Here is a 26051-nt window from a genome sequence, read left to right as displayed (position 1 = left end):
CGATGCTTCTTTTATCAGCTAAAAATATTAACCAATCACTAATTGACCTATAAGGTTTTCAAAACCTTATAGGTCAATTAGTGATTAAATGTAAACACCAATTTTTACCCGGTAAAAGAAGCATGGGCATCAAACCCAAGCATGCCGGAGGATCAAATTTAAATTGGTACCCAAAAGTTTAAACAACCTAAATATCAAAAAGGTTACCCTTTTGAGGTAACCTTTTTATTTTTGCTAAAAGCCAGATAATTATGGCCTTGTTCCTGAACCAGATCCGCTGCCCGTCCCTGATCCGGTACCGGTTCCAGTTCCGTTTGTTCCTGTCCCTGTAGAACCGTTCCCAGTTCCATTTGTCCCGGTTCCGTTTGTCCCGGTTCCGTTTGCTCCGTTACCAGATCCATTTCCGGCACCGGCACCTGTTCCGGTACTGGTCCCGCCAGTGTTAGTTCCGCTTCCGCCGGTAGTTGTACCCGTTCCGGCTCCGGAACCTGTTCCGTTTGTACTGCTGCCAGAGCTGGCGGCACTTGTATCTGTAGAACTTCCGGTAGATGTTGTTGCAGAAGAATCTGATGTGCTACTCGTGCTTTTGTTAGAGTTGCAGGCCACAAAGCTGCACGATGCAGCAATAGCAAGCATAATTAAATTCGATTTTTTCATTTTGTTGAAATGTTGGTTTCTGTAACAACAGCATTATTTTTTTTATGTTTAATTTTTTAACATTAACTTATAATTAAGTTGTTTAAACTTTTAGGCTTCGTTTAAATAGTTACAAGGCCCTTCGATAGGTTCAGGACCGTGCCCATGCTTCTTTTACCGGATAAAAATTGGTGTTTTCCTGCATTTGAATAATCAAAAAAACAACGACCAACATTTTTAGGTGATAAAAGAAGCATCAGCCTAAAAATCAAAACCTGAGCATTAAGGCCTGTTTAAAATTTATTCCGCAATTTTTTGTATGCTTCTTTTTTTGGCTAAAGCCGCTCCCTGTGTTTCTACCAACCCACGGCCTTTAGGCCGTGGCAATTTTAAAGTGTGTTTTTACGACAACCTTTGTTTACCAATGCTGGATTGCCCTGTGCGGACAGGACGCCCGGGCCATGTTCTAATTGGCCGTTGCCACGGCCTTCAGGCCGTGGACAAAGGATAAGCGGCAACAGGCTTTAGCCAAAACCACAAAACCACAAAACATTTAAAAAATCATGGCATAAAAGGGGCATCAAAACAAAAGGACAAAATTTAAACAGGCCCTAACATTTTTGAGGTGATAAAAGAAACATCAACTACAGAAATTAAAAACCAGCGGTTAATATTTTTAAGCGATAAAAGAAGCATCAACCCAAAAAAAAGAGGGCCAGAAAAAAAAGTTTAAACAAGTTCAATATTAAACTTAGGGCCTGTTTAAATTTATAACATAAAAAATCACAATGCTTCTTTTATCATTAAAAAGTTTGTGTTTAAATTATCTTTTGATAAATAATTGCAGGATTCAAAGATTTTTGCCCGATAAAAGAAGTAAAAAACAGGTTAAATAAGATTAAACAAGCCCTTAACTATAGTGGCAATAAAAAAAAGGGCCTGCTTTTTTTAAAAGCAAACCCTTTCATCAAACTTAACTATCAACCAACTAAAAAAACGTATTTTATTTTCTGATTACTGTACAGCAATTTCTCTTGACTGTACTTTTGCTTCTTCTTTTTTAGCAATTGTCAGTTTCAGGATGCCATCCACATAAGCAGCATCAATTTTTGCATGATCAATGGTATCAGGCAAAGTAAAACTTCTTACAAAAGAAGTATAGCTGAACTCGCGTTTGCTGAATTTTTTACCTTCCTGGTTATTTTCATTTTTCTTTTCAGCAGATATACTTAAAATATTTTTATCAACGCTGATCTTAAAATCTTCTTTTTTCAATCCCGGTACAGCTAATTCTATCTGAAAGTCGGCATCGCTTTCTGCAATGTTAACTGCCGGTACGCGGGAAACTAAACGATCAGTTAAAACAGAATCATTAAAAACTGATTCAAATACATCAGTAAACCATGGGTTAACGGATGCTGTGTTTTTTGCAGGATTAAATTTTACAAGTGTCATCGCTTTATCTATTAATTTTTTGTTTATTTAACTTCTGAAAACCTATTATTCAAACTATATACCAGCAGCAAAAAAACGTTTATTGCATGACACAATGGCGTTAATATTATTTTTAATAAGACATATTGACAAAAATGACAGGAATACTCCAAAATTACAAGTTTAAAACCCCTATTTACATCCGATTTTCTGATTTAGATGGCTTCGGGCATGTGAACAATGCTGTTTACTTAACTTATTTTGAAATTGCAAGGACCAATTACTGGCAGCAAATTATTCAGTGGAACTGGAACGAAACCAATATTATTTTGGGAAAATCTGAAATCAATTATTTGAAACCGTTAAAGCTTTACGACCAGATTTTTTGCTATGTGCGCACTTCCAGAATTGGCAACAGTAGTTTTGATATGGAATACGTAATTGTAAAATTGACAGAAACAGGCGAAGAACAGGTTTGTACAACTGGCCAAACCGTTTGTATCCATTATGATTATAACGCGTATAAATCAATTCCTATCCCCGAAGCAGAAAAAAGAAAAATGATGGAGTTTGAAGGTTTTAAACGCCGGTCCTAAGTTCTCTTATTTTAAATTTGCGCGGGGATAAAACTTACCCGCCCAAATTTGATAAAATGCCATACTGTTTTTATAACATTAAAATAAGCAAAGCAAAGGTAACCTTATTGTTGCTGATTGCCTTTTCTTTCTTTTTTGCAGAGGCTTCAATCGCTCAAAAGCAAAAAAAAACGCTTACTGTTCAAAGTGACTCGTTAAAGTTTGCTTTAAAATACCGGGATTCGCTGCTTCATAAAGCAAAAAAGTCTGATACCTCCATCAATCACCTTTTAGATAAGATTGAGTATTACACCGCTGCTTTTAATGAAATTAATAGTGCCTTAGCAAAAGGAATTGATACGCTGGAAATTAGCAACGGACTGCCGCGCCTGGAACGCGGAATTAAAATTGTTAAAGAAACAGTAAACAATAATGATAAGTCCAGCACGCTGCGTTATTTATATGCGGTCAGGGATATATTAACCCATATTGAAGACCGCCTGGACGACTGGCAGGAAAAGCTTTCGGAAAGAAATGCACGTTTAATAAAAATCCAAAGCCGCATCCAGGAATTTAAGAGCGATTCTTCTTTAAATTACATCCCTTCAGAAAATGCACTGCAAAAACAGTATTTAGAACAATGGACCGTTCTCAATACAAAGTTTAATAAACTGCAAGGCATCAGCAGGCAAAAACTTTTAAATATTGGCCTGCTGCAAAACCGTGTAGTACAGAATTACATCAAAATTGCAGACTATAAAAACCAGATCAACGAGATCCTGGACAAGTTTGCAGAAAAAGCAATCAGCAAAGAGTATCCTTACCTCTGGCAATCTAAACCTTCGGAATATCTAAACAGTTTAAGCTATGCCTGGCAGGAAACCCTGAAGATGAACAAAAGGCTGCTTCTTTACTTTGCCATCAGCAATTATGATATTCATCTGTATGGCATACTTCTTTTAGCAGCCTTTTTTTATTGGGTAATCCGCAGCCTTAAAAAAATCAGGAAAAACAATATAGAAGCCGGAGAAATTTTTAACCAGGCAGATTTTGTTCCAAAACATCCGTTCCTTTCGTCGCTTGTTGTTTCCTGTGTAATTACCACTTTCTTTTATGATCATCCGCCGGTAATTTTTGTAGAAGCAGTAATGTTCATTCTGTTAATTTCTACGGGCATTTTATTGCGTACCCTGTGGCCTAAAAGCTTGTTCCGCTACTGGCTGCTAATTGTTGGGTTAACAATTTTTTATGATATCAGCAACCTGTTTATAAAAGTTTGTTATACAGACCGGATTGCCATTTTTCTGCTAAGTATTATTTGTCTTGTGGGCTGTATTTCTTTTTTAAAATCACTTAAAAAAACAGATTTGGTACTTCCGGCCAGGTATTTTCTTTTTTTAAGGATTTTTATGGCGATGCAGGTTGCATCATTATTACTAAACCTGGCTGGCCGTTTTAGTATAGCAAAACTGCTTGGTGTTACTGCTTTATCAGGCCTGTGGCAAGCAATAAGTTTGTATGTGTTTGTCAGGGTGATTATGGAAGCAATATTTTTGCATCTGGAAGGAGATAAATCAAGCGATAACGAACCTTCTTACTTTGATTATAAAACCCTGCAAAGCCGGTTACAAAATATCGTAACATTTATTACAGGTATTTTTTGGCTGATATGGATGGCAGAAAATTTTAACATCATTGATTTTCTGGTTGATTTTTCTACCACGTTGCTTACCCAGTACCATACCATTGGCGATACTAAATTTACCTTTGGCAATGTGTTGGTTTTTGTGATCATTATCTGGATTGCTTCTGCCTTATCTAAAATTATCACCTACTTTTTTGAATTTGCCGATCAGCATGCAGTTACCACCACGCGTAAAAACAAACTCAGCTCTTCTATCCTGCTGGTTAAGCTTACCATATTTGGTGTAGGCTTTTTACTGGCCATTATTGCATCCAGTATTCCGGTAGAAAAAATCAATATTATTATTGGTGCTTTAAGCGTAGGCATTGGTTTTGGCTTGCAAACCATTGTAAACAACTTAGTTTCAGGAGTGATCTTAGCTTTTGAAAAACCCGTACAAATTGGTGATGTAATTGAAGTTGGAGGCCATTCCGGAACGATAAAAGAAATGGGTATCCGCGCCAGTAAAATTGCTACCGGAGATGGTTCAGAAATTATTGTTCCGAATGGCGATTTGCTCTCACAGCATTTGGTAAACTGGACGTTAAGCAACAATAACCGCCGTGTAGAATTAGTTATACGCGTGGCTTACGGATCAGAATTAAACAAGGTACGAAAGCTGCTTTATCAATTAATTACCAAGCGCGAAGATGTGATGAAAGATCCGGGACCAGCAGTGTTGATCCAAAATTTTAGTGATAATGCCGTTGATTTTCAAATACTGTTTTGGGTTGCAGATTTAGGTAAATCGGCAGAACTAAAAAGCAGGGTATTAAATGATATTTACCAAACTTTTGATGTGGAAGGAATAGAAATACCTTTTCCGCAGCGTAATCTCCATTTGCATTATCCACCGGAAAAAGAAACAGAAAAATTGCCGGTAAAAGAAGCACCTGATAAAGATAAGTAAACCAGCAAATCATCAATTAGAACCTGATTAATCACTATCTACTTCAAGTTTCATTTCCTTAGTATTAAAACGCCTGATAATTAACCTGTTACCGCCATTATAAGTAAGATAGCTGGAAGCCCAGCTTAAAAACACAATCAATCGGTTGGTAAAACCTACTAACGACATCAGGTGGACGAATATCCAGATAAGCCAGGCAATAAAACCATGTAAATGTATTTTACCTAAATCTGCAACGGCTTTGTTCCTGCCAATAGTTGCCAACGAACCTTTATCGTTATAAACAAAGGGCTTTGTTGGCTCCCCTTTAATTATCCTGATCAGATTTTCCCCTAAATGCTTTCCCTGCTGCATGGCAACCGGCGCAACCCCGGGGTGTCCTTGCGGTGTGTCCAGGGTAATCATGGCAGCCGCATCGCCAATGGCAAAAATATTTTCATAACCATGTACCCGGTTCGTGGTATCTACTTGTACCCGGTTACCTTTTGTTACCGCACCCGGAGAAAACCCTTCCGGCAGTTCGCCTTTTACGCCTGCTGCCCATATTACGTTTTTAGTACGGATGGTACGGCCATCATCAATCGTTAACAACTCACCGTCGTAACTTTTTACATGCACATCGTTGCTAATCTCTACGCCTAATTCGGTCAGGTTTTTTTTCGCATGTACAGAAGCTTCTTCAGACATAGCTGCAAGCAATTCTGTTTTACCTTCTATCAGGTAAACTTTCATGGTTTCTTTTTTGTGTTCCGGGAAATCTTTCGCCAAAACATGGTTTCTAAATTCAGCCAGGGAACCTGATAATTCTACACCTGTTGGCCCGCCCCCAACAATCACAAAATTTAATAACGCCTGTTTTTTATCGGGGTCTTCTTCCAAAAAAGCGGCTTCCAGGTTTTGCAGCATTAAACTGCGGAGGTTTAAAGCTTCTGTAACATTTTTCATGGGCATGGTATAATGCTCAATCTGCTGGTTACCGAAAAAATTTGTGTTAGAACCGGTAGCCAGTACCAGATAATCATAACAAACATTACCGTCACTTGTAATTATCGTATTGTTTGCAGAATCAATGCTTTTTACATTAGCATAAATAACAGTCAAGTTATCCTGGTTATGAAAAATTTTGCGCAGGGGAAATGAAATAGATTCTGCCTGGATGCTTCCTGTAGCAACCTGATACAACAGTGGCTGAAACGTATGATAATTATGCCTGTCTATCAAAAGCACCTCTCCATCTAAATGCTTTAAAGTTTTGGCTAATTGGATACCGCCAAAGCCACCACCAATGATTACTATTTTAGGATGTTTTGTAAATTCATTTAAGCGCATAGTTTCTGATTTAATAGTTGCCGGCTTTATAGCACTTTCTCTTAAGCAGATCAATTTACCCCGATCAGCACCAATGCTTCTTTTACCGGGTAATTTTTAGTGCCGGTGCTAACTAATTAGTGTAAACTTATCTTTAAGCCAGATGTTTTTAATATTAACAGTTGCAAAAGCAATAAAAATATTTTGTGCGGCATAAAGAAATAAAAAAATCAATCTAAAACATAATAATACTAAAAGGGTTAAAAAGCTAAATCAACTGTTTACAATAAGAAATTCAGTTTAAACTGTAAAATGATGAGCATACCAAAATTCACACTCTTTGAACATCGCTTAGAAGAAAAATATACTGCAATTGTGCAAGAACTTCCGGAAATGATCAAAGCTTTAAGGTTATCTAACAGCCTGGAAGACGGTAATCTGAATAAAATTAAAAAAGATATTTTTGATGATTTATCAGGACAGTGGGGCTTTAGCGATTTTGAGGTCAAAGTGCCTGACATCAGCGTTCAAAACCAGGAATATGAATTTGAAAAAAGCGTTGCCGGCGATATTATGGGCGAAAATTCAATAGCAAGTTTGAGGAGTGTAACCGATTATATTAAATTATATTACGCTATTTATACAGTTCCGTATACGGGAACAATCAATGCACTTAAATACACCACTATTTATCCGAAAGAAGAAGTTTATTTAACCGACCACAGCGGTTATTTTTCGCTAACGGTTTATTCTGTTAAGCCAATTAAAGAATCGGCAGAAGAAATTAAACATGCAAAAGACCGGGTTTTAGACCTCCTAAAAAAAAATCAGGAAGCCAATAAAGCTTACATTAAATCAAAAGATGATGCTTTAAAAGATGCGATTGATAAAGAAATTGACTTCCATTTCAAGTCAGGCCGCGATGAAATCAATGATAATAATTTATTATTGTAAAAATTATTGCAACAAATTAACCTTAACCAACTAAAACCATGAAAAATTACGATACATTATTAGATGCCCTGAAAGATATTGTTGAACGAGGCTATACAGAAGATTTTAATATTGATGATGAAAACGATGCATTAGAAGACAGAGAGAAAAAAATTAAAATGACTGCGGATGAATTTGAAATTGATGAATTTCATCGTTTTGAAGGTGCAACCAACCCTTCAGATATGTCTATTCTTTATGCCATTTCTTCCCCCAAATTTAATATAAAAGGTTCATTAGTAAGTGCTTACGGCACTTATTCTGAAAATCAGGCGCCAACCGTGCTGGCAAAGCTGCACCATTATCAGGTTAATAAAAACCTGTAAAAACAATATTCGTGTTTTAAATTACTCACCCGGATGCAGCGCAAACAAGCGATGTACCCGGGTTTTTTATACAGATCCTTTCCATTTTTTTATCCCATAAAAGAAGCATGAATGTTAAAGCTTGTATTTTTGATTTAGACGGTGTAATTGTAGACACGGCCGTTTATCACTTCAAATCCTGGAAACGTTTAGCCGATGAACTCGGTATAAACTTTACCTTGCATGATAATGAAAGATTAAAAGGCGTAAGCCGGATGCGTTCTTTGGAAATTGTTCTTGAAATCGGCCATCAAACCAAAACAGAAGCTGAAAAGCAGGAATTGGCTACCCGGAAAAACGAGTGGTACACAGAAATGATCAGCAAGATGAAACCAGACGAAGTTTTGCCAGGCGCAAGGGAATTTTTGCAGCAGGTAAAAAATGCGGGCATAAAAACAGCATTGGGTTCGGCAAGTAAAAATGCAGGGACTATTTTAGAGAAAACAGGGCTGATACCATTTTTTGATGCGATTGTTGATGGAAACCATGTTGCTACCGCAAAACCAGACCCGGAAGTTTTTTTAAAAGGAGCCGAAGCACTAAAAATTGAACCTGCAAACTGTGTGGTTTTTGAAGATGCAATTGCCGGTGTAGAAGCAGCTTTGGCAGGCGGAATGAAAGTAATTGGAATTGGTTCGGGAGAAATTTTAAACAAAGCTGATCTTGTAGTTTCCGGCCTGGACAAAATGAACATCGACAAATTAAACAGCTTATAAAAGAAGCATGAAGAAATATTTACAGATACACGAATGGAAAATTATTGAAGAAGGTTTTAATGCCGATAACCACGAACTTTCTGAAAGCATATTCAGCTTAGGAAACGGACGAATGGGCCAGCGTGCTAATTTTGAAGAAACTTATACCGGAAAAACTTTACAGGGAAACTATGTTGCAGGCGTTTACTATCCAGATAAAACACGTGTAGGCTGGTGGAAAAACGGTTATCCGGAATATTTTGCCAAAGTTTTAAACGCAGCGGAATGGGCCGGAATAGAGATTAAACTGGAAGATGAAATTTTAGACCTTGACAAATGTGAAGTATCAGCATTTAGCCGGGAACTGAACATGCAGCAGGGATATTTAGAACGAAGTTTTCAGGCTAAAACAGCTTCAGGAAAAGAAGTTAAAGTTAAGACAACACGTTTTTGCAGCCTGGTAGATGATGAATGCGGAGCTGTACGATATGCCATAACACCATTAAATTTTTCAGGAGAAATCAGTTTAACGCCTTTTATTAATGGCGATGTAAAAAATCAGGATTCTAATTACGACGAGAAATTCTGGGATGAAACGGGACACGGTTTTTACAAAAATGGCAGCTTTGTAGAAATGAAAACCAAGAAAACCGAATTTGTAGTTTGTACGGGAATGCAATTTTCACTTTCCTTAGATAATCAGGCAATTGAATTTGAATCAACACAAATTGAGCGCGAAAAATTTACCGGCATCCAAATAAAAACACCGGTAAAAGAAGCATCAACCTTAACTCTTTATAAATACGCGGCCAATTTATCTTCTCTTAATCACCCGAAAGAAGAATTACAAAAACTAACCGCCGAAACTTTAGAACGCGTCAGCCAAAAAGGTTTTGAGCAAATGCTGAAAGAACAGGCAGCAGCCTGGGCAGAAAAATGGCAAATGAACGATATTCAGATTGAAGGTGATGCAGCAGCGCAACAAGCCATCCGTTTTAATATTTTCCAGCTTGAACAAACCTACACCGGTAAAGATGCCCGTTTAAACATCGGCCCAAAAGGTTTTACGGGCGAGAAGTACGGCGGTTCAACTTATTGGGATACAGAAGCTTATTGTATTCCTTTTTATCTGGCTACTGCCGGGCAGGAAGTTGCCCGAAACCTGTTGGTTTATCGTTACGACCAATTACAGAAAGCAATAGAAAATGCAGCAAAATTAGGGTTTAAAGATGGTGCGGCATTATATCCGATGGTTACCATGAACGGCGAGGAATGCCATAACGAATGGGAAATTACTTTTGAGGAAATCCATCGTAACGGTGCCATTGCTTATGCTGTTTTTAACTACATCAATTATACTGGCGATGAAGCTTATCTTGCTTCTCACGGACTGGAAGTTTTAATTGGCATTGCACGGTTTTGGGCGCAGCGGGTTAACTGGTCGGAAGTGCGACAGCAATATGTTATGCTTGGCGTAACCGGTCCGAACGAATACGAAAACAACATCAACAATAATTGGTACACCAATACGATTGCCGCCTGGTGTTTGAAATATGCTGTAGAGGCCATAGAAATTGTTAAGAAACTAAATCCGGAGAGATTAGAAGAAATTTTATCAAAAATCAAATTCAGCCAAAAAGAAGAAACAGCTTTATTTAATAAAATTGCTGATCAGTTGTATTTTCCTTTCGACGAAAAGCATCAGGTTTTTATGCAGCAGGACAATTACCTGGATAAAGAACAAATTCTGGTGAAAGACCTGCCGGAAGGCGAACGCCCGATAAACCAGAAATGGAGCTGGGACCGCATCCTTCGCTCCTGCTACATTAAACAAGCTGATGTTTTACAAGGCATTTACTTCTTTCAGGACAAGTATGACTTGGAAACCATCCGCAGAAATTTTGATTTTTATGAGGCCCGCACCGTTCACGAATCTTCTCTTTCGCCATGCGTGCATGCTATTTTAGCAGCAAAATTAGGTGATGAAGCACGTGCTTATGAATTTTATTTGCGTACTGCACGCCTTGATTTAGACAATTATAATAATGATACCTGCGATGGTTGCCACATTACTTCTATGGCAGGAACATGGATGGCTGTTGTAGAAGGTTTTGGCGGCATGCGTGTAAAAAACGGTCAGTTAAATTTCAATCCGTTTTTACCGGAAAAATGGCAAAGCTTTTCGTTTCACATCAACTTCAGGAATGCCTTGTTAGATATTAAAGTAAGTGCGGGTAAAGTACAAATCAGCAATAAATCCAATAACCAAATTAAAGTTTTTGTTTATGGGCACGAACAGAACATTTTGGCTATGCAACAAGTTATTGTCAGTAAACCTTGAATTTAAATTAGTCCACATGCTGTTTTTATGGCATAAAAATCAGCACAGCTTATATGTTTAAGAATGAATCTATCAACTACAAATAACCAAACCGAACATAAACTACTAATCTATCAATTGTTTGTACGATTGTTTGGCAACCAAAACACAACCAACAAATATTATGGGTCGATAGAAGAAAACGGCTGCGGAAAGTTTAACGATATTAATGACCTTGCCTTACAAGAACTAAAAAAGATGTGCTTCTCGCATATTTGGTTTACTGGTGTCCTGGAACATGCAACCATGACGGATTATTCGTATTACGGCATCAAACCGGATGATCCGGATGTGGTAAAAGGCCGTGCCGGTTCTCCTTATGCTATCAAGGATTATTACGATGTGGACCCTGATCTGGCAGTTGATGTAAGAGAACGGATGCAGGAGTTTGAAGCGTTGATTGAACGTACCCATGCAAACGGAATGAAAGTGATTATTGATTTTGTTCCGAACCATGTGGCCCGGACTTATCAATCTGATACAAAACCAGAAGGTGTAAGAGATATAGGCCAGGATGATGATACCACCAAAGCTTTTAGTCCTTCAAACGATTTCTATTACCTGCCCGGCAAAAAGTTTTGGGTTCCGGGAGATATAAACCCTGGCGGCGATGAATTTAAAAACAGTTTAAAAGACCGCGATTTTAAGGAATATCCGGCAAAAGCAACCGGAAATGATGTTTTTTACGAAGCACCTTCAAAAAACGATTGGTACGAAACGGTCAAACTAAATTATGGCGTTGATTATGTAAATGGCGGCCAAACTCATTTCAGCCCAATTCCGCCTTTGTGGTTTAAGCTGCGGGATATACTGCTTTTCTGGTCTGCAAAAGGAATTGATGGTTTTCGTTGTGATATGGTCGAAATGGTTCCGGTTGAATTTTGGAACTGGGTAATTGCACAGGTAAAAGAAGTATATCCGGAAGTATTATTTATTGCAGAAGCTTACAACCCGCAAGCTTACAGCAAATACATTTTTGAAGGCAGGTTTGATTATCTGTATGATAAAGTAGGTTTATACGATACGCTGAAAAAGCTGGTCCGCAACGAATACGAAGCAAACGTATATGAAATACGCGACCAGTGGCAGCACCAGCACAATGGTTTTACAGAACACATGCTGCGCTTTCTGGAAAACCATGATGAAATCCGTATTGCTTCCAAAGAATTTGCTGGTAATGCCTGTTTGGCACTTCCGGCAATGGTTACACTTGCAACACTTTCACAAGGACCTGTGATGGTTTACTTTGGACAGGAAGTTGGCGAACAAGCCGAAGGTACAACAGGTTTTTCTTCCAGTGACGGCCGTACTTCTATTTTCGATTACTGTGGCGTACCAGAACACCAGAAATGGCTGAACAATGGTAAAATGGACGGTGCAAAACTTTCTAACAGCCAAAAAAGCCTCAGGAATTTTTATAATATTTTATTAAAAATCACGGCTAATCATAAAGCAATCAGTAACGGAGCATTTTATGATCTGCTGTATTTAAATGATCAGGAACGCGGTTTTAATAACAAAGTATATCCTTTTCTTCGTTATAAAAATGATGACCGTTTATTAATTATCGCCAACTTTAACCGAAACGAAGTAACCTTACAGGTTAAATTTACAGATGATTTATTGAATTTGTTTAACGTAGCAGCACCCGGAAATTACACTTTTACAGATTTGCTTACCAATATTCAATATCCGGAAACAAACCTTCAACAGGGTTTAACAATAACGGTAGCTGCAAGTTGTGCAGTAATTTTAAGTTTTTAATCAAACATAATCAGGTTTAAACAGCTATATTAAATGCAGGTACTTCTTTTACACCTGAATTTTAAATAAAATGTTATGAGACGCACAGTAACCATTATTTCCCTGATTGTAATTCTGGCGGTAGCAGGATTTCTTTATTACCGTTATTTCTTTGTTTTTGGCGAAGGTGTTAAAGCCGGCGAGTTAAATTATATTGTTAAAAAAGGCTACATCTTTAAAACTAATGAAGGCCGTTTAATACAAACCGGGATCCGGGGAGGAACACAAGGCTCGATTTCATCTAACGAATTTATGTTTTCTGTTACTGATGCACGGATTGCAAACCAGCTGGAAACAGCCGGAGGAAAAATTGTACAACTGCATTACAAAGAATATATTGGTATTTTACCTTGGCGTGGCGTAAGTAATTTTGTGGTAGATAGTGTTTTATCTGTCTCTGATGCTAACTTAAATATGCCTGGAACCAACATTCATTAAGTTATTCAAAAGGTATTTTTATGGGTTGTTATTTCCTGATAACTTGATTAACCGCAAATAATCTTCTTCGGTATCTACATCAATTGCAGCACTTTCAAAAGCAACTACTTTTAACTCCTTTTCATAATTTTTAAAGAGCCATTGTGCGCCCTTGTCTCCGGATAAAACCTCAAGTACAGGAAACAAGGTTTTATCAAAAACAGCCGGTGCTCCTTTCGTTTCTGCGTAAGCTGTTGCTACAACCATACTTCTTTTATCAGCATAAAATTGAGTAATTAAACAGTTTAAATGCTCGGTGGTAATTAGCGGCTGGTCGCACAACATCATTAAAGCGGCATCAATTTCAGTTACAGTTTCAAATTTGCCCAATGCATTAATTCCGGTACGGATAGAAGAACCCATACCTTCCTGCCAGTCAGGATTATGAATGAGTTGAACCCGTTCATTTTCCAGCTCAACAACTAATTCTTCATTCAAAAAACCGGTAACTACAATTACTGGTTTAGCCGTAGTTTGCAATGCTGTTTTTACCGCATGTTTTATTAATGTTTTCTGCTGATATTGAAGCAATTGTTTTGGTTTTCCTAAACGGGAAGATGAACCGCCAGCCAAAATAATAATGGCTACATTAGTAGGAGAAATTGTTGGTGAAGTGCTCAATTTTCGGTAGCGGCAATAAAGTTACGGTTATGGATTGGGCCATCTAACTCCCGTAAAAAACCTGCTTTTGCCTGATGCCTTACCGCCAATAGTTCGGCCATAATGGCCACTGCTATTTCCTCGGCTGTTTCTGCACCGATGTTTAATCCAACCGGTCCATATAAACGTTCGTTTTCATTTTCATTTATCAAAACTCCTGCTTTTGCCAGATCATTTAACAAACGGTCTGTTTTTTTACGCGGACCTAATATCCCAATATAATTTACAGGATTAAAAGAAACTAATTGTTGCAGCACGGCAAAATCATAATGATAATTGTGGCTCATCAAAACTGCGTAACCCGGATAGAAATTCAGCTTTTCTAAATCTGCTAATTTTACTACCTGTACAGATTCTGCTTCCGGAAAACGCTGAACAGTTGCTTGCGGAGAACGGCCATCAACCACATGAACACGCCAACCTAATCCAACTGCCAGCCGAACTAAAGGCTGCGCATCGTTGCCGACACCGTAAACTGTTAGCTGCGGGGCAGGAAGAATAAGTTCAAGAAACAGCCGGACTGTTCCTTCATTAATCCGATAGTTTTGTGTTAGTGATTGTCCGGAACTTAAAACGCCCAAAGCATCGTTAAAAATTTGGGCATCTGCTGCTGAATCTTCTGTTAATGTAATTCGCTGCTTATCAGCATTTGCAACTAAAACACGTCTGCCAGTTAAATTATTAATACTGTTTTTAGCAGATAAAATAGTTACCAGAACAACCGGGGCATCCTGACGGGAAGTTCTTCGTAACAATTCCACAGGATTATTTGGATCAGCATAATCAACAGGTTCCAGCAAAATATGAATGGTGCCTTCGCATCCTAACTGTGCGCCATGCTGTAAATCTTCTTCAATATCGGTACTATCGTAAACAATAATTTCACTTTTTCCGGTAAGCATAACACGTCTTGCCCTTCTCAAAGCATCTCCTTCCAAACAACCTCCGCTGATGCTTCCTGTAAGTTGTCCGTCATCCGTAACCAGCATTCTCGCTCCCGGCCTGCGGTAGGATGAACCTTCCACTTCGGTAACCGTAGCCAAAGCACAAGGGTTTCCGGTAATACGTTGTCGGTCGTAAGCAGTTAACAAACGTTGAAGTTCGGACATAATTTAAGTCGAAGATTTTTAGGTGATAAACGAAGCATCCGCCAAATGTATTATTTTAGCGGATGCTTCTTTTACGACTATAAAAGTTTATCTGGTGTAACTGGTAATTCGCGGATCCGTTTTCCGGTTGCATGGTAAATAGCGTTATTAACGGCAGCAGTAATTCCGGTAATTCCAATTTCGCCAATGCCTCTTGCACCAATTGGAGAAATTATGTTATCTGCTTTATTAATAAACTCAACCTGGAAATCGGGCATATCGGCATTAACCGGAACAAGATAATTGGCCAGGTCCTTTGTAACCGGGCGGCCACGGTTAGGATCATAATTAGTTTCTTCCATCAACGCCATGCCTATTCCAAAAATCATTCCGCCCATAATTTGGTTTTTAGCAGTCTTTTCGTTCATAACGGTACCTATGTCCATTACCGCAACTGCTTTATCAACACGCACCGTTCCCAGATCCGGATCAACCAAAACTTTTACAAAATGGGCACCAAAAGAATGGAAAGAGAAAGGTTTACGGTCTAATTTTTCATCCAGCTGAACTGCCTGGTTTGTTTTGCTTTCATCTTCAATCTCCTTTTCAGGAGTTCCTCCTGCTGCCGGATTGGCTTCTGTTTGCTGGCGGGTGGAAACTTTTGTAATGGCTTGTGCTTCTATCTTTTGCAAGTTATTTCTGGATAGGATTTGCGTATAGCTTTCGCCCTGATCTGGTTTGGCAGCGAGAAAAATACGGCCATTTTGAGAAGTAACATCCACTTCCTTTTGTCCATGCAGAGGAGATTTTGGATCAGCAACAGCCATTGTTACCAATTTGCTGATGGCACCTAAAGAAGCAGCACGAATTGCCGGCCCAACACTCGCAGTTACCTGTGAACCGCCAGAGTTTGCACCTTTTGGAAATTCACTGTCGCCTAATTTAACAATCACTTTTTCTATCGGCAAACCCAAAGCATCTGCTGCGGTTTGCGTCATTATGGTATAAGTTCCTGTACCAATATCCTGTGTTGCACACATAATTTCTGCATGTCCATCAGCAAATAATACTGCTTTAGCAGAAGAAGCGCTTCGGTTGGCGGGATAAGTTGCAGTTGCCATTCCGTAGCCTACCAAATATTTACCTTCTTTCATGGATGCTGGCTGCTGGTTACGTTTGCTCCAGCCAATTAAATCTGCACCTTTCTGATAGCAATCCCTTAAATATTTTGAAGAGAACTTTTTATGTTTCTGTTCCTCTTCTTCAGCATAATTAACTAAACGCAACTGCACAGGATCGATTTTAGATTGATATGCCAGTTCATCCATTGCTACTTCCAGTGCATACATTCCGGGTGCTTCGCCTGGCGCACGCATCGGGCATGGCGTTACTTTATTTAACCGTACTAATTTATGGCTCACATCTACATTAGGGCTGCTGTATATCATAGAAGTAGCCACACCGGCTGTTTCTACAAATTCATCTACAAAAGATGATTCTACGGTGTTATCGTGTTTAATAGCTGAAAGCTTTCCGCTCTGATCTGCACCTAAAGAAACCTTTTGAATGGTTTGAGAACGACGGCCAGCCGTAGTAAACATTTGCTGACGGCTTAGCACTAATTTAACCGGACGGTTTACCAGTTTTGCGGCCATCGCTGTTAATACAGTGTTTGGCCAGGAAAATCCTTTAGAACCAAACCCGCCGCCAATAAAATAGGATATAACCCTTACTTTTTCTTTAGGCACGCCAAGCATTGAAGACATCAAACTTTTTGTACCAGCAACAGATTGAGTAGAATCATAAAACATTACCGTTTCGCCTTGCCATAAAGCTATTGTTGCATGTGGCTCCATTGCGTTATGATGATAAACCGGCGTGGTATAAGTTTGCTCAACTTTTAAAGAGGCCGTTTTTAAAGCATCATCAGCATTACCGCGGCTTACCTGGGTTTCTGATCCTGTTGATGCTGATGCCGGTTTATAAGCTTTTTCAATATTTTTTTCCAGATCAAAAATTGGATCTTCGGTCTGGTAATCTACTTTTACTAAGGTAGCTGCATGTTCGGCTTGTTCAAAGGTTTCTGCCATAACCACTGCAATAATTTGTCCGTCATAAAATATACGGTCGTTTTGCAATGGCATCAGGTCTTTTTCTGCAAATTTTCCTCCGCCCGGATCAGAACTTGAAGGCGAATGCAACTGCATAGAATTTTTGTAAGTCATCACCCCAACTACTCCCGGTGATTTTTCTGCAATACTGGTATTGATATTTTTTATCCGGCCTTTGGTTACGTTACTGGTAACAGCAACGCCATAAAGCATATTTTTGATATCAAATTCTGCTGAATATTTAGCACCACCGGTTACTTTCAGTCGTCCGTCAACACGGTCAATCGGTTTTCCTACTGTATCGCTCATACCATTCCTCCTACTGCTTCCAAAGCACGAACTATCGTACGTTTTGCCAGCTCAATTTTAAATGCGTTATATTTATGTGGTTTTGCGCCTGCCATAGCTGCTTCTGCTGCTGCCCGATAGGTTTGTGCATTTGCTGCTGCGCCGTTTAATACTTTTTCTGCCGCTGCAGATCGCCATGGTTTTGTTGCTACACCACCTAAAGCAATCCGCGAAGCATTAATTTTTCCGTTGGAGATGTCTAACGCAACTGCAGCAGATGTTAAGGCAAATTCATAAGAAGCACGGTCGCGGACTTTCAAATAATGAGATTTTGCAGCAAAAGGCAAATGCGGTAAAATGACTGCTGTGATCAGTTCGCCTGGTTTTAAAATGGTTTCGTACTGAGGGATTTTTTCGGGGATGATGTAAAACTCATCAAAAGGAATGTTCCGCGTTCCTTTTGCCCCTTCCACCTGGATGGTTGCGCCTAAAGCAGCCATCGGCACACACATATCAGAAGGATGTGTAGCTATACAATTTTCGGTAGTACCTAAAACAGCGTGGTTACGGTTAAAACCGGTTAAGGCAGAACAGCCCGAACCTGGTTCTCTTTTGTTGCAGGGAAATGCTGTATCGTAAAAGTAATAACAGCGAGGGCGTTGTAATAAGTTGCCGCCAACAGAAGCCATATTACGTAACTGTGCAGATGCGCCGGAAAGCAACGCTTCCGATAAAAACGGATAGTTTTTAGTGATGATTGGATGATAAGCCAGATCACTGTTTTTTACCAATGCGCCTATTTTTACACTTCCGTCTTGCTGGGTTTCAACTTGCTTTAAATTTAAAGAAGTGATGTCAACAAGTTGCTTCGGCGTTTCGATATACAACTTCATCAAATCGATTATGTTGGTACCGCCGGCAATAAATTTTGTTTCTTTCGAGGTAGCCGCAGCAATAGCAGCAGCATTATTTTGTGCCCGAACTAATTTAAATGGTTCCATAATTGATTTTAGTCGGATTTAAGCGATTTGTTGTACTTCTTTTATAGCACTTAAAATGTTCTGATAAGCACCGCAACGGCAAATATTTCCACTCATGGCTTCCCGGATTTCTGCATCAGTTTTGGCGTGCCCTTCTTTTACCAAACCAACTGCAGAACATATCTGGCCTGGTGTACAATAGCCGCATTGAAAAGCATCGTGCTTGATAAAAGCTTCCTGCATGGGATGTAGTTTTTCGCCGTTGGCCAAACCTTCAACAGTAGTAATTTCTGCATCGTGGCACATTCCGGCAAGCATCAAACAAGAATTGATCCGTGTGCCGTTCATTAAAACGGTACAAGCGCCGCACTGGCCATGGTCGCAGCCTTTTTTGGTACCGGTCAGCATCAGTTTTTCGCGTAAAGCATCTAAAAGCGTTACCCGGGTATCTAAATTTAAAGTACGCTTTTGTCCGTTTACCATTAAGGTTACGCTGTTTACTTCAACGGGTGCAATCGCTGCGTTTTCTGCTTCTTTTTCTGCTGCGGCAGTAATCAGCGGAGCTAAAGATAAGCCCGCTCCTGCAACTGCAATTTTTGATATAAAGCTCCGCCTGCTTGCCCCGCCCGGCGACAGATCAGCATTTAGCTTATCCCGGGCATTATCTTCTTCGTCCTTTTTCACTGATTATCAATTTTATAAATAACTTTTACCTCAAGCATAATGTTTTTAAGAATTAATTTTTACTTGTGTAACATTTATATAGAAATTGTTTAAAATTTTAGTTGAAGTTTAATGGTGCCCATGCTTCTTTTACCGGGTAAAAATTGGCGTTGGCATTTGTTTGGCATTTTTCAAATCCGTCAACAACCCGACACTAACATTTTCAGGTGATAAAAGAAGCATCGCCCAAAAAGAAAGGCCTTAAAAAGTTTAAACAACTTCTGCGTAAGATTTTTTTCCTGATGCTTCTTTTACCACCTGAAAATGTTAACCATTGTTTTTAGATCGATTAAATGTAAACACCAATTTTTACCCGGTACATCACTAATAGACCTATAAGGTTTTCAAAACCTTATAGGTCTATTAGTGACTAACATTTTCAGGTGATAAAAGAAGCATCGGCCCAAAAAGAAAGGCTTTAAAAAGTTTAAACAACTTCTAAGTAACATTTTTCCTGATGCTTCTTTTACCGGTGTTTTTTCTCAGCTTAAAAATTTCCGTTTCCAAACTTTCCGCGCCTGTAATCCAAGTAAGCTTCCTCAATTTCTTTTTCGGTATTCATTACAAACGGCCCTTGAGAAACTACAGGTTCGTTCAATGGTTTTGCCTGACCGAAAAGCAGGATACTGTCTTCATCGGCAGAAATATTGATCCTGTCGCCATCATTGTTAAATTCTGCCAGATATAATTTTTCTACTTCCGTGTCATTTACAGTCAGTTTTCCTTTAATCACATAAAAGAAAATATGATGATCAGCCGGAACAGGGATAGAAAGTTTTCCTCCGGGTTTAAAAAAAATGGTATTGAGTTGAACGCCAATTCCAGATTCAAAAGCTGCTTTATGTCCTTCCCAATCACCGGAAATTAAATTTACAACAACTTTGCCTTCATCTAAAGTTAAACTGGGAATGTCTTCTTTTTGCAAACCTTTATAAAAAGGCGTGGTCATTTTTGATCTTGCCGGAAGGTTGATCCACAACTGTAAAATCTCCAACGGGCCGCCGCTCTTCTTAAATGCTTCCGAAGAAACTTCAGCATGGATCAAACCGCGGCCGGCTGTCATCCATTGCACGCCTCCTTCCGTCATTACACTTTCGTGCCCGCCGCTGTCTTTGTGTGCGATATCGCCTTCTAAAATAAAAGTTACTGTTTCCATGCCCCTGTGCGGGTGCGGGCCAAAAGGCAAACCGCTGTTAAAAGGCGGATAAACCTGCGGGCCGTGATGGTTTAAAAACAAAAAAGGGTCGAGGTAATCTATAGAACGCGTAGGTAAAACGCGATAAGTAATTAAATCTGCAATAGGTTCGTATTCTGCTTTATGAAGTTTTTTGATCGTTCTCATCACTTTAATAATTAATTTGATTGCTTGTGTTGATAGAATTGGACAGCAAGGAAAACAAATTTTTAAGCCGTAAATTTTATGTTGATAAAAGAAGCATCGGCGGTAATTGTTTAAACAATAATTATTTTTTAAAACGGTCCTGTTGCTGGTTATGACTTTAAAAAAGCGTAAAACAAAAAGGACCTCAAACGGGGAGAATGAGATCCTTTTAACCAATTATAAACCTAAATATGAAGAGCACAAATGTAGTGTGAAAAATACACTAAGGCAATAGAAGTTTAAACATTTAACATAAATTTAACAGTGTAAAAACAACGTTCCTGATCCGGGTCAATCTCAATGTTTCTATCTGATAATCGTTAAACTTCCCGAAACAGCACTTCTGCCACTTTTTGGGTTGATGATATAATAGTAAACGCCAACCGGCAATGGTGCCCCGTTAAATGTTCCGTCCCAGGGGACCGGATAACCAACAGAGTAAAATAACTTTACGCCATACCTGTTATAAATTTCTACGGTACAATTCGGGTAACTGTCTAAATATTTAATGTTCCAGGTATCGTTTATTCCGTCGTTGTTTGGCGTAAAAGCATTGGGCACAACCGGCGCTTTTAAAACATGTACTTCAACCTGTGCACTTGCAGAACAGCCTTGTGCAGAAGTTACAGTCAGGGTATATTGTGTGTCGGCAGTTGGACTGATAACCGGGTTTATAATATTATCAGCGCTTAAACCGGTTGAAGGCGTCCATTTATAAGTTAGGCTATCGCCGGTTACGGTTACTTTTACCGCGGACTGCCCTCCTTCCAAAACATAAACATTAGCAGGAAGTGTAACCGCTGGCGTTCTATAAACCGCAACTTGCTGAGAAGACGAATACGTGCATCCGCTGGTGGCCGTAAACAAATAACTAATGGTAAACGTACCAACGCCTGCTGTTGCCGGATTAAATAAACCGGTGGAAGAAACACCTGTTCCGGTAAATGTTCCTGTCCCGGTAAATCCGTTTAAGTTTTGGGTGATTTGTACGGCAGAAGCTTCCTGACAAATACTTGCTATAGTTGATAAAGTAACTATCGGGTTTGCATTAATAGTGATGGTACGATCAACAGAACTAAAGCAAGTTGCACCGGAGTAAACAATCATTTTTACATCATAAGATTTGGAAGCTGGCGAATTGAACAATCCGTAGAAATGAGAAAACTTGTTGTTGGAGGGTATTTGGTTCAAGCTTCTGTAAAAAACAGTACTGTCATTTGGGGCATTGGTATAATCGTAGTAAAAAACAACTTTGGTAATGTTTCCAAAATCAATGGTAGAGGTATTATCAAAAACCACGCTGTCGCTGCTGCATAAACTTCCGTTATTTTCGGCTGTAAAAGAAGCAACCGGAATAGCGCCGTTAACCGTAAAAGTTTGAGATTTGACCGCCGAAACACAGCCACTTGCAGAAGTTACCGTTAAAGTAACGATGTAATTACCGGTTTGAGTGTATTTATGCTGAGGATTTTGAACGGTAGAAGTATTGGGATTTGCGGCAGTAGCATTTTGATCGCCAAAGTTCCATAAATAAATAAAGCCGGACTGGGTATTATCTGCAATGCTGCTTTTATCGGTAAATTTTGCATAAGCATCTGATAAACAAACATCAGGCAAAGAAAAATCAGCAACAGGTAAAGGATGGATTACGATAGTTTGGGTTGAAGTATTTACGCAGCCTGCATTAGTTGTAACCTGCAAAGTAACCGTATAAGTTCCTGCTGCCAAAAAAGTATGGGTAAAAGAAGCATTGGTAGTTAACGTCTGACTGGCTGATTGATCGCCAAAATTCCAAACCCATTGCGTAATGGTTCCTTCCGAAGTGGTGGATTGATCGGAAAAAGTAACTGCTTGCCCGGCGCAATTTGGTGTGGAAGCCGTAAAACTTGCAACTGGTTTTGCACCGATATGAATGGTTTTTGTAACAGGCGTTGCCGTACAACTACTGCTACCAGCGCTAACGGTTAAGATTACTGTAAAATTTCCGGCACTGGTATAAGCGTGCGTTGGGTTTTGTTGGGTTGAAGTTTGTCCGTCGCCAAAATCCCAAAGCCAGGAAGTTATGGTTAGCCCGTTTGAGATAGAATTATCTGTAAAAACAGTAGCATCGCCCAAACAAGTATTGGCAGCAACGGTAAAAGCAGCCACCGGGACAGCAGTTACCGTTAAAGTAAGCAGGTTTGAGGCCACCTGGCAAGAAGTAGAGCCAATATTTGCAGCTTCTGCACTTACCAAACGGTATTGATATGTTCCGGCAGTTGTTGGCGAAGTGACCGTATAAGTTGTTGCTGTGGCACCGGTAATATTCGTCCAGCCGTTTCCCGAATTTACCTGCCATTGATAAGCAGGATTGGTATAACCGGTAGAAACTGCCGAACTTAAAGTAAAAGTTTGGTTTGAACCTGCACAAGTGGTTTGCGTAGTTACCGCACTGGATGAGTTAAAACTTGCAACCATGGTTGGGCCGCAAGGGCGAAAGGTAATATCATCCAAAGCCAGATCATTGGCCGGTGCGCCGCCCGCACTGTTATTGGTCATTTGGATAACTACATCAGAAACGTTCGCCGGAGTAGTAAAATAAAGTCCGTACTGCTTCCAGGTTGCGCCGCTTGATGTTAACGGAATAGTTCCGGTATCGTAAGTTCCTAAAACCGTTCCACTGGTAGTTGATATGGTAAAAGTAATATCAGGCGGACTAATATCCCGTGAGCGTAATAAATTTACAACCCATGCAGCAAATTCATAAGTTGTACCGGGGCATAAACCACCAACTGGGCTTTTATAAAAGTAATCGGTTTTGGATACACTTGCGTTTACCACCATCATATAACCGCCTATATTGCCGGTATGATCTGTGGTTGACCACCAGACATTCCCTGCTCCGGCAGTTGTGTTTTCTATCGTATAAGAACCATCTGTCGGGAAATCAGCCGAACTGTAAGTATAACTCGTTTCGCCAGAAGGCAATGCGCCGGCATGAGTTGCCGTACCAGAGCCAAAGTTGATGCTAATTACCGGGTCGCCTAAACTTCCGGTACATAATTGTGCAAAACCTTTGCTGCCTGTTAATACTAAAAATAAGACGGTAAAAAAAGCACTACAACAATATCTGTTTATGCCGCATAAGCTTCTCATACTATTTGCAGCCTGGTTTCTTAAAGCATTACGATCAGCAGCTTCCGAAATGGTAAACAAACTTTTCAGAAAATCAAACATATACAAAACAGTAGTAGGGAAAGATATTTTAATGATAACTGGGCAAGATTGTAAATATAAGGCGTTATTTTTATCCTTGTGTCGATGAAGCCGTCAATTGTATCGACAGAAACGCCATCCACAAAATATACAGTAGAATTTAGGCGGTAAAAGAAGCATAATCCCATAAACCGTTCCGTTATATTTGCCTCCAGCAATGATCAATATACTTTTAGTTGAGGACGAGGAAAAAGTAGCCGCTTTTATTAAAAAAGGACTGGAAGAAAACCAGTTTAATGTTGAACTTGCACCAGATGGTGCGGCAGCATTAAAGCGTGTTCTGAACATGGAATACAGCTTAATTATCCTTGATGTGATGCTGCCTTACGTTAACGGTGTAGAACTTTGCCGACAAATCCGCTTAAAAAATACAGAAGTGCCTATCCTGATGCTTACGGCCTTAGGAACGGTTGAGGATAAGGTAAAAGGCCTGAAGGCAGGTGCAGATGATTACCTGCTTAAACCGTTTCATTTTAACGAACTGCTGGCACGTATTGAAGCACTGCTGAGAAGAAAAAACCAAAGCGCTGCGCCTGTTCTTGAATTTGAAGACATCGTGCTGAATACTTTAAACAATGAAGTAACCAGGGCAGGCACCGCCGTCAATTTAACCGCTAAGGAGTTTGATCTGCTGGCGCTTTTTATCCGCAATAAAAATAAAATTTTAACCAGGCAAACCATTGCTAAAGAAGTTTGGGGGATTGACTTTGATACAGGTACGAATATGATCGATGTTTACGTTAACTACCTACGCAAAAAAATAGAGAAAGGGCATGATCGAAAACTGGTACATACGGTTATTGGCAAAGGATATATTTTGAAATAACTGGCTGGCAAAATGAAAATCAAGAACCGCCTTTCCCTTTATTTCACCTTAATTAGCTCGGGTGTGTTGCTGGCTGTTTTTATTGCCATTTATCTTTCCTTCGTTGTATTTTTTCGTGATGATTTTTACCTGCATTTAAAAGAACGGGCAAATGTTACGGCAAGGCTTTACCTCGAGGCCGACGAAATATCTACAGACTCGCTTAACAAGGTCAGGATATTATATTTAAACGAGCTGCCGGGCGAGGTGGTAAGGATTTATAACAGTGATAACAATGCCGAGTTTATACAGGATAAAATGCAGTACTGGAATGCAGCCATTATTAACCAGGTGCGCCAAAAAGGCTATTTGCAATTTGTGGAAGGAAACCGGCAGGCGGTTGGCATTTACTACAAAGACAACCAGGGAAATTTCGTGATCCTGGTTTCGGCAAGTGATTTTGAAGGTTTGCACCGGTTGAAACAGATGTGGGAAATCATGCTCTTTCTGTTTGTATCGGTGGGCATCAGTTTATTTTTTATAAGCAGATGGTTTGCGCAGGGAGCATTGCTGCCTTTAGATAAAGTAGTAAAGCAAATGCAACGGATCAAAGCAAATAACCTGAACCTGCGGGTTAAGGAAGACCACAACAAGGATGAAATAAGCGAACTGGCCCGGAACTTTAACCAACTGCTGGAGCACCTGGAAAATGCTTTTGAGATGCAGAAAACGTATATTGCCAATGCTTCGCATGAATTACGGACACCGGTTACCAGTATTATCGGCGAGATCGAGGTGGCTTTATACCGTCCGCGAAGCGAAGCAGAATATCAGTTACTGCTCAGATCTATCCTCCATGATTCTGAAAAATTAAAAGAAACCATCAGCAATTTAATGGAACTTGCCCAGGTTGATGCCGATTATACCATCGCTCAGCAATCGAATGTACGTATAGATGACCTGGTGTGGGAACTGCAGCAACAATGGAACAAAAAGTACGGCAAAAAGATGCTGGATGTTTCGATGCTGCAACTGCCGGAAGATGAAGCCCACCTTACTTTATCAGTAAACCGGCAGCTTTTAATTATTGCTTTAAATAATATTATTGGAAATGCCTTTAAGTTTTCTGAAGATAAACCCGTTCAGCTTACGCTTTTAGCGGATGATAAACGGATACAAATACAAGTAAAAGACCAGGGGATCGGTGTTACAGAAATTAACCGCGACCAGATCTTCAACCCGTTTTTCAGGGGAGAAAACGCTTATGGTTTCCTGGGCAGCGGCATTGGTTTGTATATTGCCGATAAAGTGGTCCGTTTATTTAAAGGGAACATCAGTTTTCATTCTGTTGCCAGCAAAGGGTCTGTTTTTACGATCGAGTTTAAAGCTTCGTAGCAGCGGCTGGATTTTGTATGGGGTGATAACGACAATCGCCATGCTTCTTTTATCACTATAATTCTCGGGCTTTGATTTTATGCCGGTAAAAGAAGCATGGGTAAA

Annotated in this window: 20 protein-coding genes; 10 read left to right on the top strand and 10 right to left on the bottom strand. The window is 39.6% G+C overall.

Annotated elements, in window-relative coordinates; genetic code table 11:
* Window positions 1–249 precede the first annotated feature (249 nt).
* Entirely contained in the window at window positions 250–657 is a 408-nt protein-coding gene (locus tag GO621_RS18815) for a hypothetical protein (protein WP_198170207.1), read from the bottom strand.
* A gap of 993 nt (window positions 658–1650) precedes the next feature.
* Complete coding sequence (locus GO621_RS10195; RefSeq protein WP_157566661.1) at window positions 1651–2091, bottom strand: Hsp20/alpha crystallin family protein; 441 nt, start codon at window positions 2089–2091, stop codon at window positions 1651–1653.
* 134 nt (window positions 2092–2225) lie between these two features.
* On the opposite strand from GO621_RS10195, the gene GO621_RS10190 reads away from it, so the two are divergent.
* The gene (locus GO621_RS10190) at window positions 2226–2666 is read left to right on the top strand and encodes an acyl-CoA thioesterase (RefSeq protein WP_157566659.1); all 441 of its coding nucleotides are present in this window, start codon (window positions 2226–2228) and stop codon (window positions 2664–2666) included.
* Window positions 2667–2722: 56 nt separating this feature from the next.
* Entirely contained in the window at window positions 2723–5239 is a 2517-nt protein-coding gene (locus GO621_RS10185) for a mechanosensitive ion channel domain-containing protein (RefSeq protein WP_157566657.1), read from the top strand.
* Between the two features lie 27 nt (window positions 5240–5266).
* On the opposite strand, the gene GO621_RS10180 is transcribed toward GO621_RS10185, so the two are convergent.
* The gene (locus GO621_RS10180) at window positions 5267–6568 is read right to left on the bottom strand and encodes an NAD(P)/FAD-dependent oxidoreductase (RefSeq protein ID WP_157566655.1); all 1302 of its coding nucleotides are present in this window, start codon (window positions 6566–6568) and stop codon (window positions 5267–5269) included.
* A 291-nt stretch (window positions 6569–6859) separates the two neighbouring features.
* Between GO621_RS10180 and GO621_RS10175 the strand changes: the two genes are divergently transcribed.
* From GO621_RS10175 to GO621_RS10150, 6 genes are all read left to right on the top strand, one after another.
* Window positions 6860–7501 carry a hypothetical protein gene (locus GO621_RS10175; protein WP_157566653.1) on the top strand — a complete coding sequence of 214 codons (642 nt, stop codon included), beginning with the start codon at window positions 6860–6862 and terminating at the stop codon, window positions 7499–7501.
* A gap of 38 nt (window positions 7502–7539) precedes the next feature.
* Window positions 7540–7866 (top strand): phosphoribosylpyrophosphate synthetase, encoded by a 327-nt coding sequence (locus GO621_RS10170; RefSeq protein ID WP_157566651.1) that lies wholly within the window; start codon window positions 7540–7542, stop codon window positions 7864–7866.
* Between the two features lie 107 nt (window positions 7867–7973).
* Entirely contained in the window at window positions 7974–8621 is a 648-nt protein-coding gene (pgmB, locus tag GO621_RS10165) for a beta-phosphoglucomutase (RefSeq protein WP_157566649.1), read from the top strand.
* A gap of 7 nt (window positions 8622–8628) precedes the next feature.
* Window positions 8629–10941, top strand: a complete 2313-nt coding sequence (locus tag GO621_RS10160; protein WP_157566647.1) for a glycoside hydrolase family 65 protein — start codon at window positions 8629–8631, stop codon at window positions 10939–10941.
* 63 nt (window positions 10942–11004) lie between these two features.
* Window positions 11005–12744, top strand: a complete 1740-nt coding sequence (locus GO621_RS10155) for an alpha-amylase family glycosyl hydrolase (RefSeq protein WP_157566645.1) — start codon at window positions 11005–11007, stop codon at window positions 12742–12744.
* Between the two features lie 75 nt (window positions 12745–12819).
* Window positions 12820–13221, top strand: a complete 402-nt coding sequence (locus GO621_RS10150; RefSeq protein ID WP_157566643.1) for a hypothetical protein — start codon at window positions 12820–12822, stop codon at window positions 13219–13221.
* An 18-nt stretch (window positions 13222–13239) separates the two neighbouring features.
* On the opposite strand, the gene GO621_RS10145 is transcribed toward GO621_RS10150, so the two are convergent.
* From GO621_RS10145 to GO621_RS19290, 7 genes are all read right to left on the bottom strand, one after another.
* On the bottom strand, window positions 13240–13881 hold the full coding sequence (locus tag GO621_RS10145) for a nucleotidyltransferase family protein (protein ID WP_157566641.1): 642 nt from the start codon (window positions 13879–13881) through the stop codon (window positions 13240–13242).
* Window positions 13878–15029 carry an XdhC family protein gene (locus GO621_RS10140; RefSeq protein WP_157566639.1) on the bottom strand — a complete coding sequence of 384 codons (1152 nt, stop codon included), beginning with the start codon at window positions 15027–15029 and terminating at the stop codon, window positions 13878–13880. Before GO621_RS10140 ends, GO621_RS10145 begins: the two co-directional genes overlap by 4 nt.
* 77 nt (window positions 15030–15106) lie before the next feature.
* Window positions 15107–17428: a xanthine dehydrogenase family protein molybdopterin-binding subunit gene (locus tag GO621_RS10135; protein WP_157566637.1), complete on the bottom strand. Its 2322-nt coding sequence runs from the start codon at window positions 17426–17428 to the stop codon at window positions 15107–15109.
* The gene (locus GO621_RS10130; RefSeq protein WP_157566634.1) at window positions 17425–18408 is read right to left on the bottom strand and encodes an FAD binding domain-containing protein; all 984 of its coding nucleotides are present in this window, start codon (window positions 18406–18408) and stop codon (window positions 17425–17427) included. The genes GO621_RS10135 and GO621_RS10130 overlap by 4 nt, the downstream gene beginning before the upstream one ends.
* Window positions 18409–18426: 18 nt before the next feature.
* Window positions 18427–19071 (bottom strand): (2Fe-2S)-binding protein, encoded by a 645-nt coding sequence (locus GO621_RS10125; RefSeq protein WP_317163430.1) that lies wholly within the window; start codon window positions 19069–19071, stop codon window positions 18427–18429.
* A 526-nt stretch (window positions 19072–19597) separates the two neighbouring features.
* Window positions 19598–20452: a pirin family protein gene (locus GO621_RS10120; RefSeq protein ID WP_157566632.1), complete on the bottom strand. Its 855-nt coding sequence runs from the start codon at window positions 20450–20452 to the stop codon at window positions 19598–19600.
* A gap of 345 nt (window positions 20453–20797) precedes the next feature.
* The gene (locus GO621_RS19290; RefSeq protein ID WP_157566630.1) at window positions 20798–23707 is read right to left on the bottom strand and encodes a PKD domain-containing protein; all 2910 of its coding nucleotides are present in this window, start codon (window positions 23705–23707) and stop codon (window positions 20798–20800) included.
* A gap of 196 nt (window positions 23708–23903) precedes the next feature.
* On the opposite strand from GO621_RS19290, the gene GO621_RS10110 reads away from it, so the two are divergent.
* Window positions 23904–24572 carry a response regulator transcription factor gene (locus GO621_RS10110; protein WP_157566628.1) on the top strand — a complete coding sequence of 223 codons (669 nt, stop codon included), beginning with the start codon at window positions 23904–23906 and terminating at the stop codon, window positions 24570–24572.
* Between the two features lie 12 nt (window positions 24573–24584).
* Window positions 24585–25946, top strand: coding sequence for a sensor histidine kinase (locus GO621_RS10105; RefSeq protein ID WP_157566626.1), 1362 nt, complete (start codon window positions 24585–24587; stop codon window positions 25944–25946).
* The last annotated feature ends 105 nt before the right edge of the window (window positions 25947–26051 follow it).

This window comes from Mucilaginibacter arboris (genome assembly GCF_009754915.1).
GTDB classification, from domain to species: Bacteria; Bacteroidota; Bacteroidia; order Sphingobacteriales; family Sphingobacteriaceae; genus Mucilaginibacter_A; species Mucilaginibacter_A arboris.
This window is presented reverse-complemented; position numbering and strand designations above follow the sequence as displayed.

Excerpts from the sequence above, each read along its gene's own strand:
- GO621_RS18815 (WP_198170207.1), bottom strand. The coding sequence starts at position 657 with ATGAAAAAATCGAATTTAATTATGCTTGCTATTGCTGCATCGTGCAGC.
- GO621_RS10195 (WP_157566661.1), bottom strand. The coding sequence starts at position 2,091 with ATGACACTTGTAAAATTTAATCCTGCAAAAAACACAGCATCCGTTAAC.
- GO621_RS10190 (WP_157566659.1), top strand. The coding sequence starts at position 2,226 with ATGACAGGAATACTCCAAAATTACAAGTTTAAAACCCCTATTTACATC.
- GO621_RS10185 (WP_157566657.1), top strand. The coding sequence starts at position 2,723 with ATGCCATACTGTTTTTATAACATTAAAATAAGCAAAGCAAAGGTAACC.
- GO621_RS10180 (WP_157566655.1), bottom strand. The coding sequence starts at position 6,568 with ATGCGCTTAAATGAATTTACAAAACATCCTAAAATAGTAATCATTGGT.
- GO621_RS10175 (WP_157566653.1), top strand. The coding sequence starts at position 6,860 with ATGATGAGCATACCAAAATTCACACTCTTTGAACATCGCTTAGAAGAA.
- GO621_RS10170 (WP_157566651.1), top strand. The coding sequence starts at position 7,540 with ATGAAAAATTACGATACATTATTAGATGCCCTGAAAGATATTGTTGAA.
- pgmB (WP_157566649.1), top strand. The coding sequence starts at position 7,974 with ATGAATGTTAAAGCTTGTATTTTTGATTTAGACGGTGTAATTGTAGAC.
- GO621_RS10160 (WP_157566647.1), top strand. The coding sequence starts at position 8,629 with ATGAAGAAATATTTACAGATACACGAATGGAAAATTATTGAAGAAGGT.
- GO621_RS10155 (WP_157566645.1), top strand. The coding sequence starts at position 11,005 with ATGAATCTATCAACTACAAATAACCAAACCGAACATAAACTACTAATC.
- GO621_RS10150 (WP_157566643.1), top strand. The coding sequence starts at position 12,820 with ATGAGACGCACAGTAACCATTATTTCCCTGATTGTAATTCTGGCGGTA.
- GO621_RS10140 (WP_157566639.1), bottom strand. The coding sequence starts at position 15,029 with ATGTCCGAACTTCAACGTTTGTTAACTGCTTACGACCGACAACGTATT.
- GO621_RS10135 (WP_157566637.1), bottom strand. The coding sequence starts at position 17,428 with ATGAGCGATACAGTAGGAAAACCGATTGACCGTGTTGACGGACGACTG.
- GO621_RS10130 (WP_157566634.1), bottom strand. The coding sequence starts at position 18,408 with ATGGAACCATTTAAATTAGTTCGGGCACAAAATAATGCTGCTGCTATT.
- GO621_RS10120 (WP_157566632.1), bottom strand. The coding sequence starts at position 20,452 with ATGAGAACGATCAAAAAACTTCATAAAGCAGAATACGAACCTATTGCA.
- GO621_RS19290 (WP_157566630.1), bottom strand. The coding sequence starts at position 23,707 with ATGTTTGATTTTCTGAAAAGTTTGTTTACCATTTCGGAAGCTGCTGAT.
- GO621_RS10110 (WP_157566628.1), top strand. The coding sequence starts at position 23,904 with ATGATCAATATACTTTTAGTTGAGGACGAGGAAAAAGTAGCCGCTTTT.
- GO621_RS10105 (WP_157566626.1), top strand. The coding sequence starts at position 24,585 with ATGAAAATCAAGAACCGCCTTTCCCTTTATTTCACCTTAATTAGCTCG.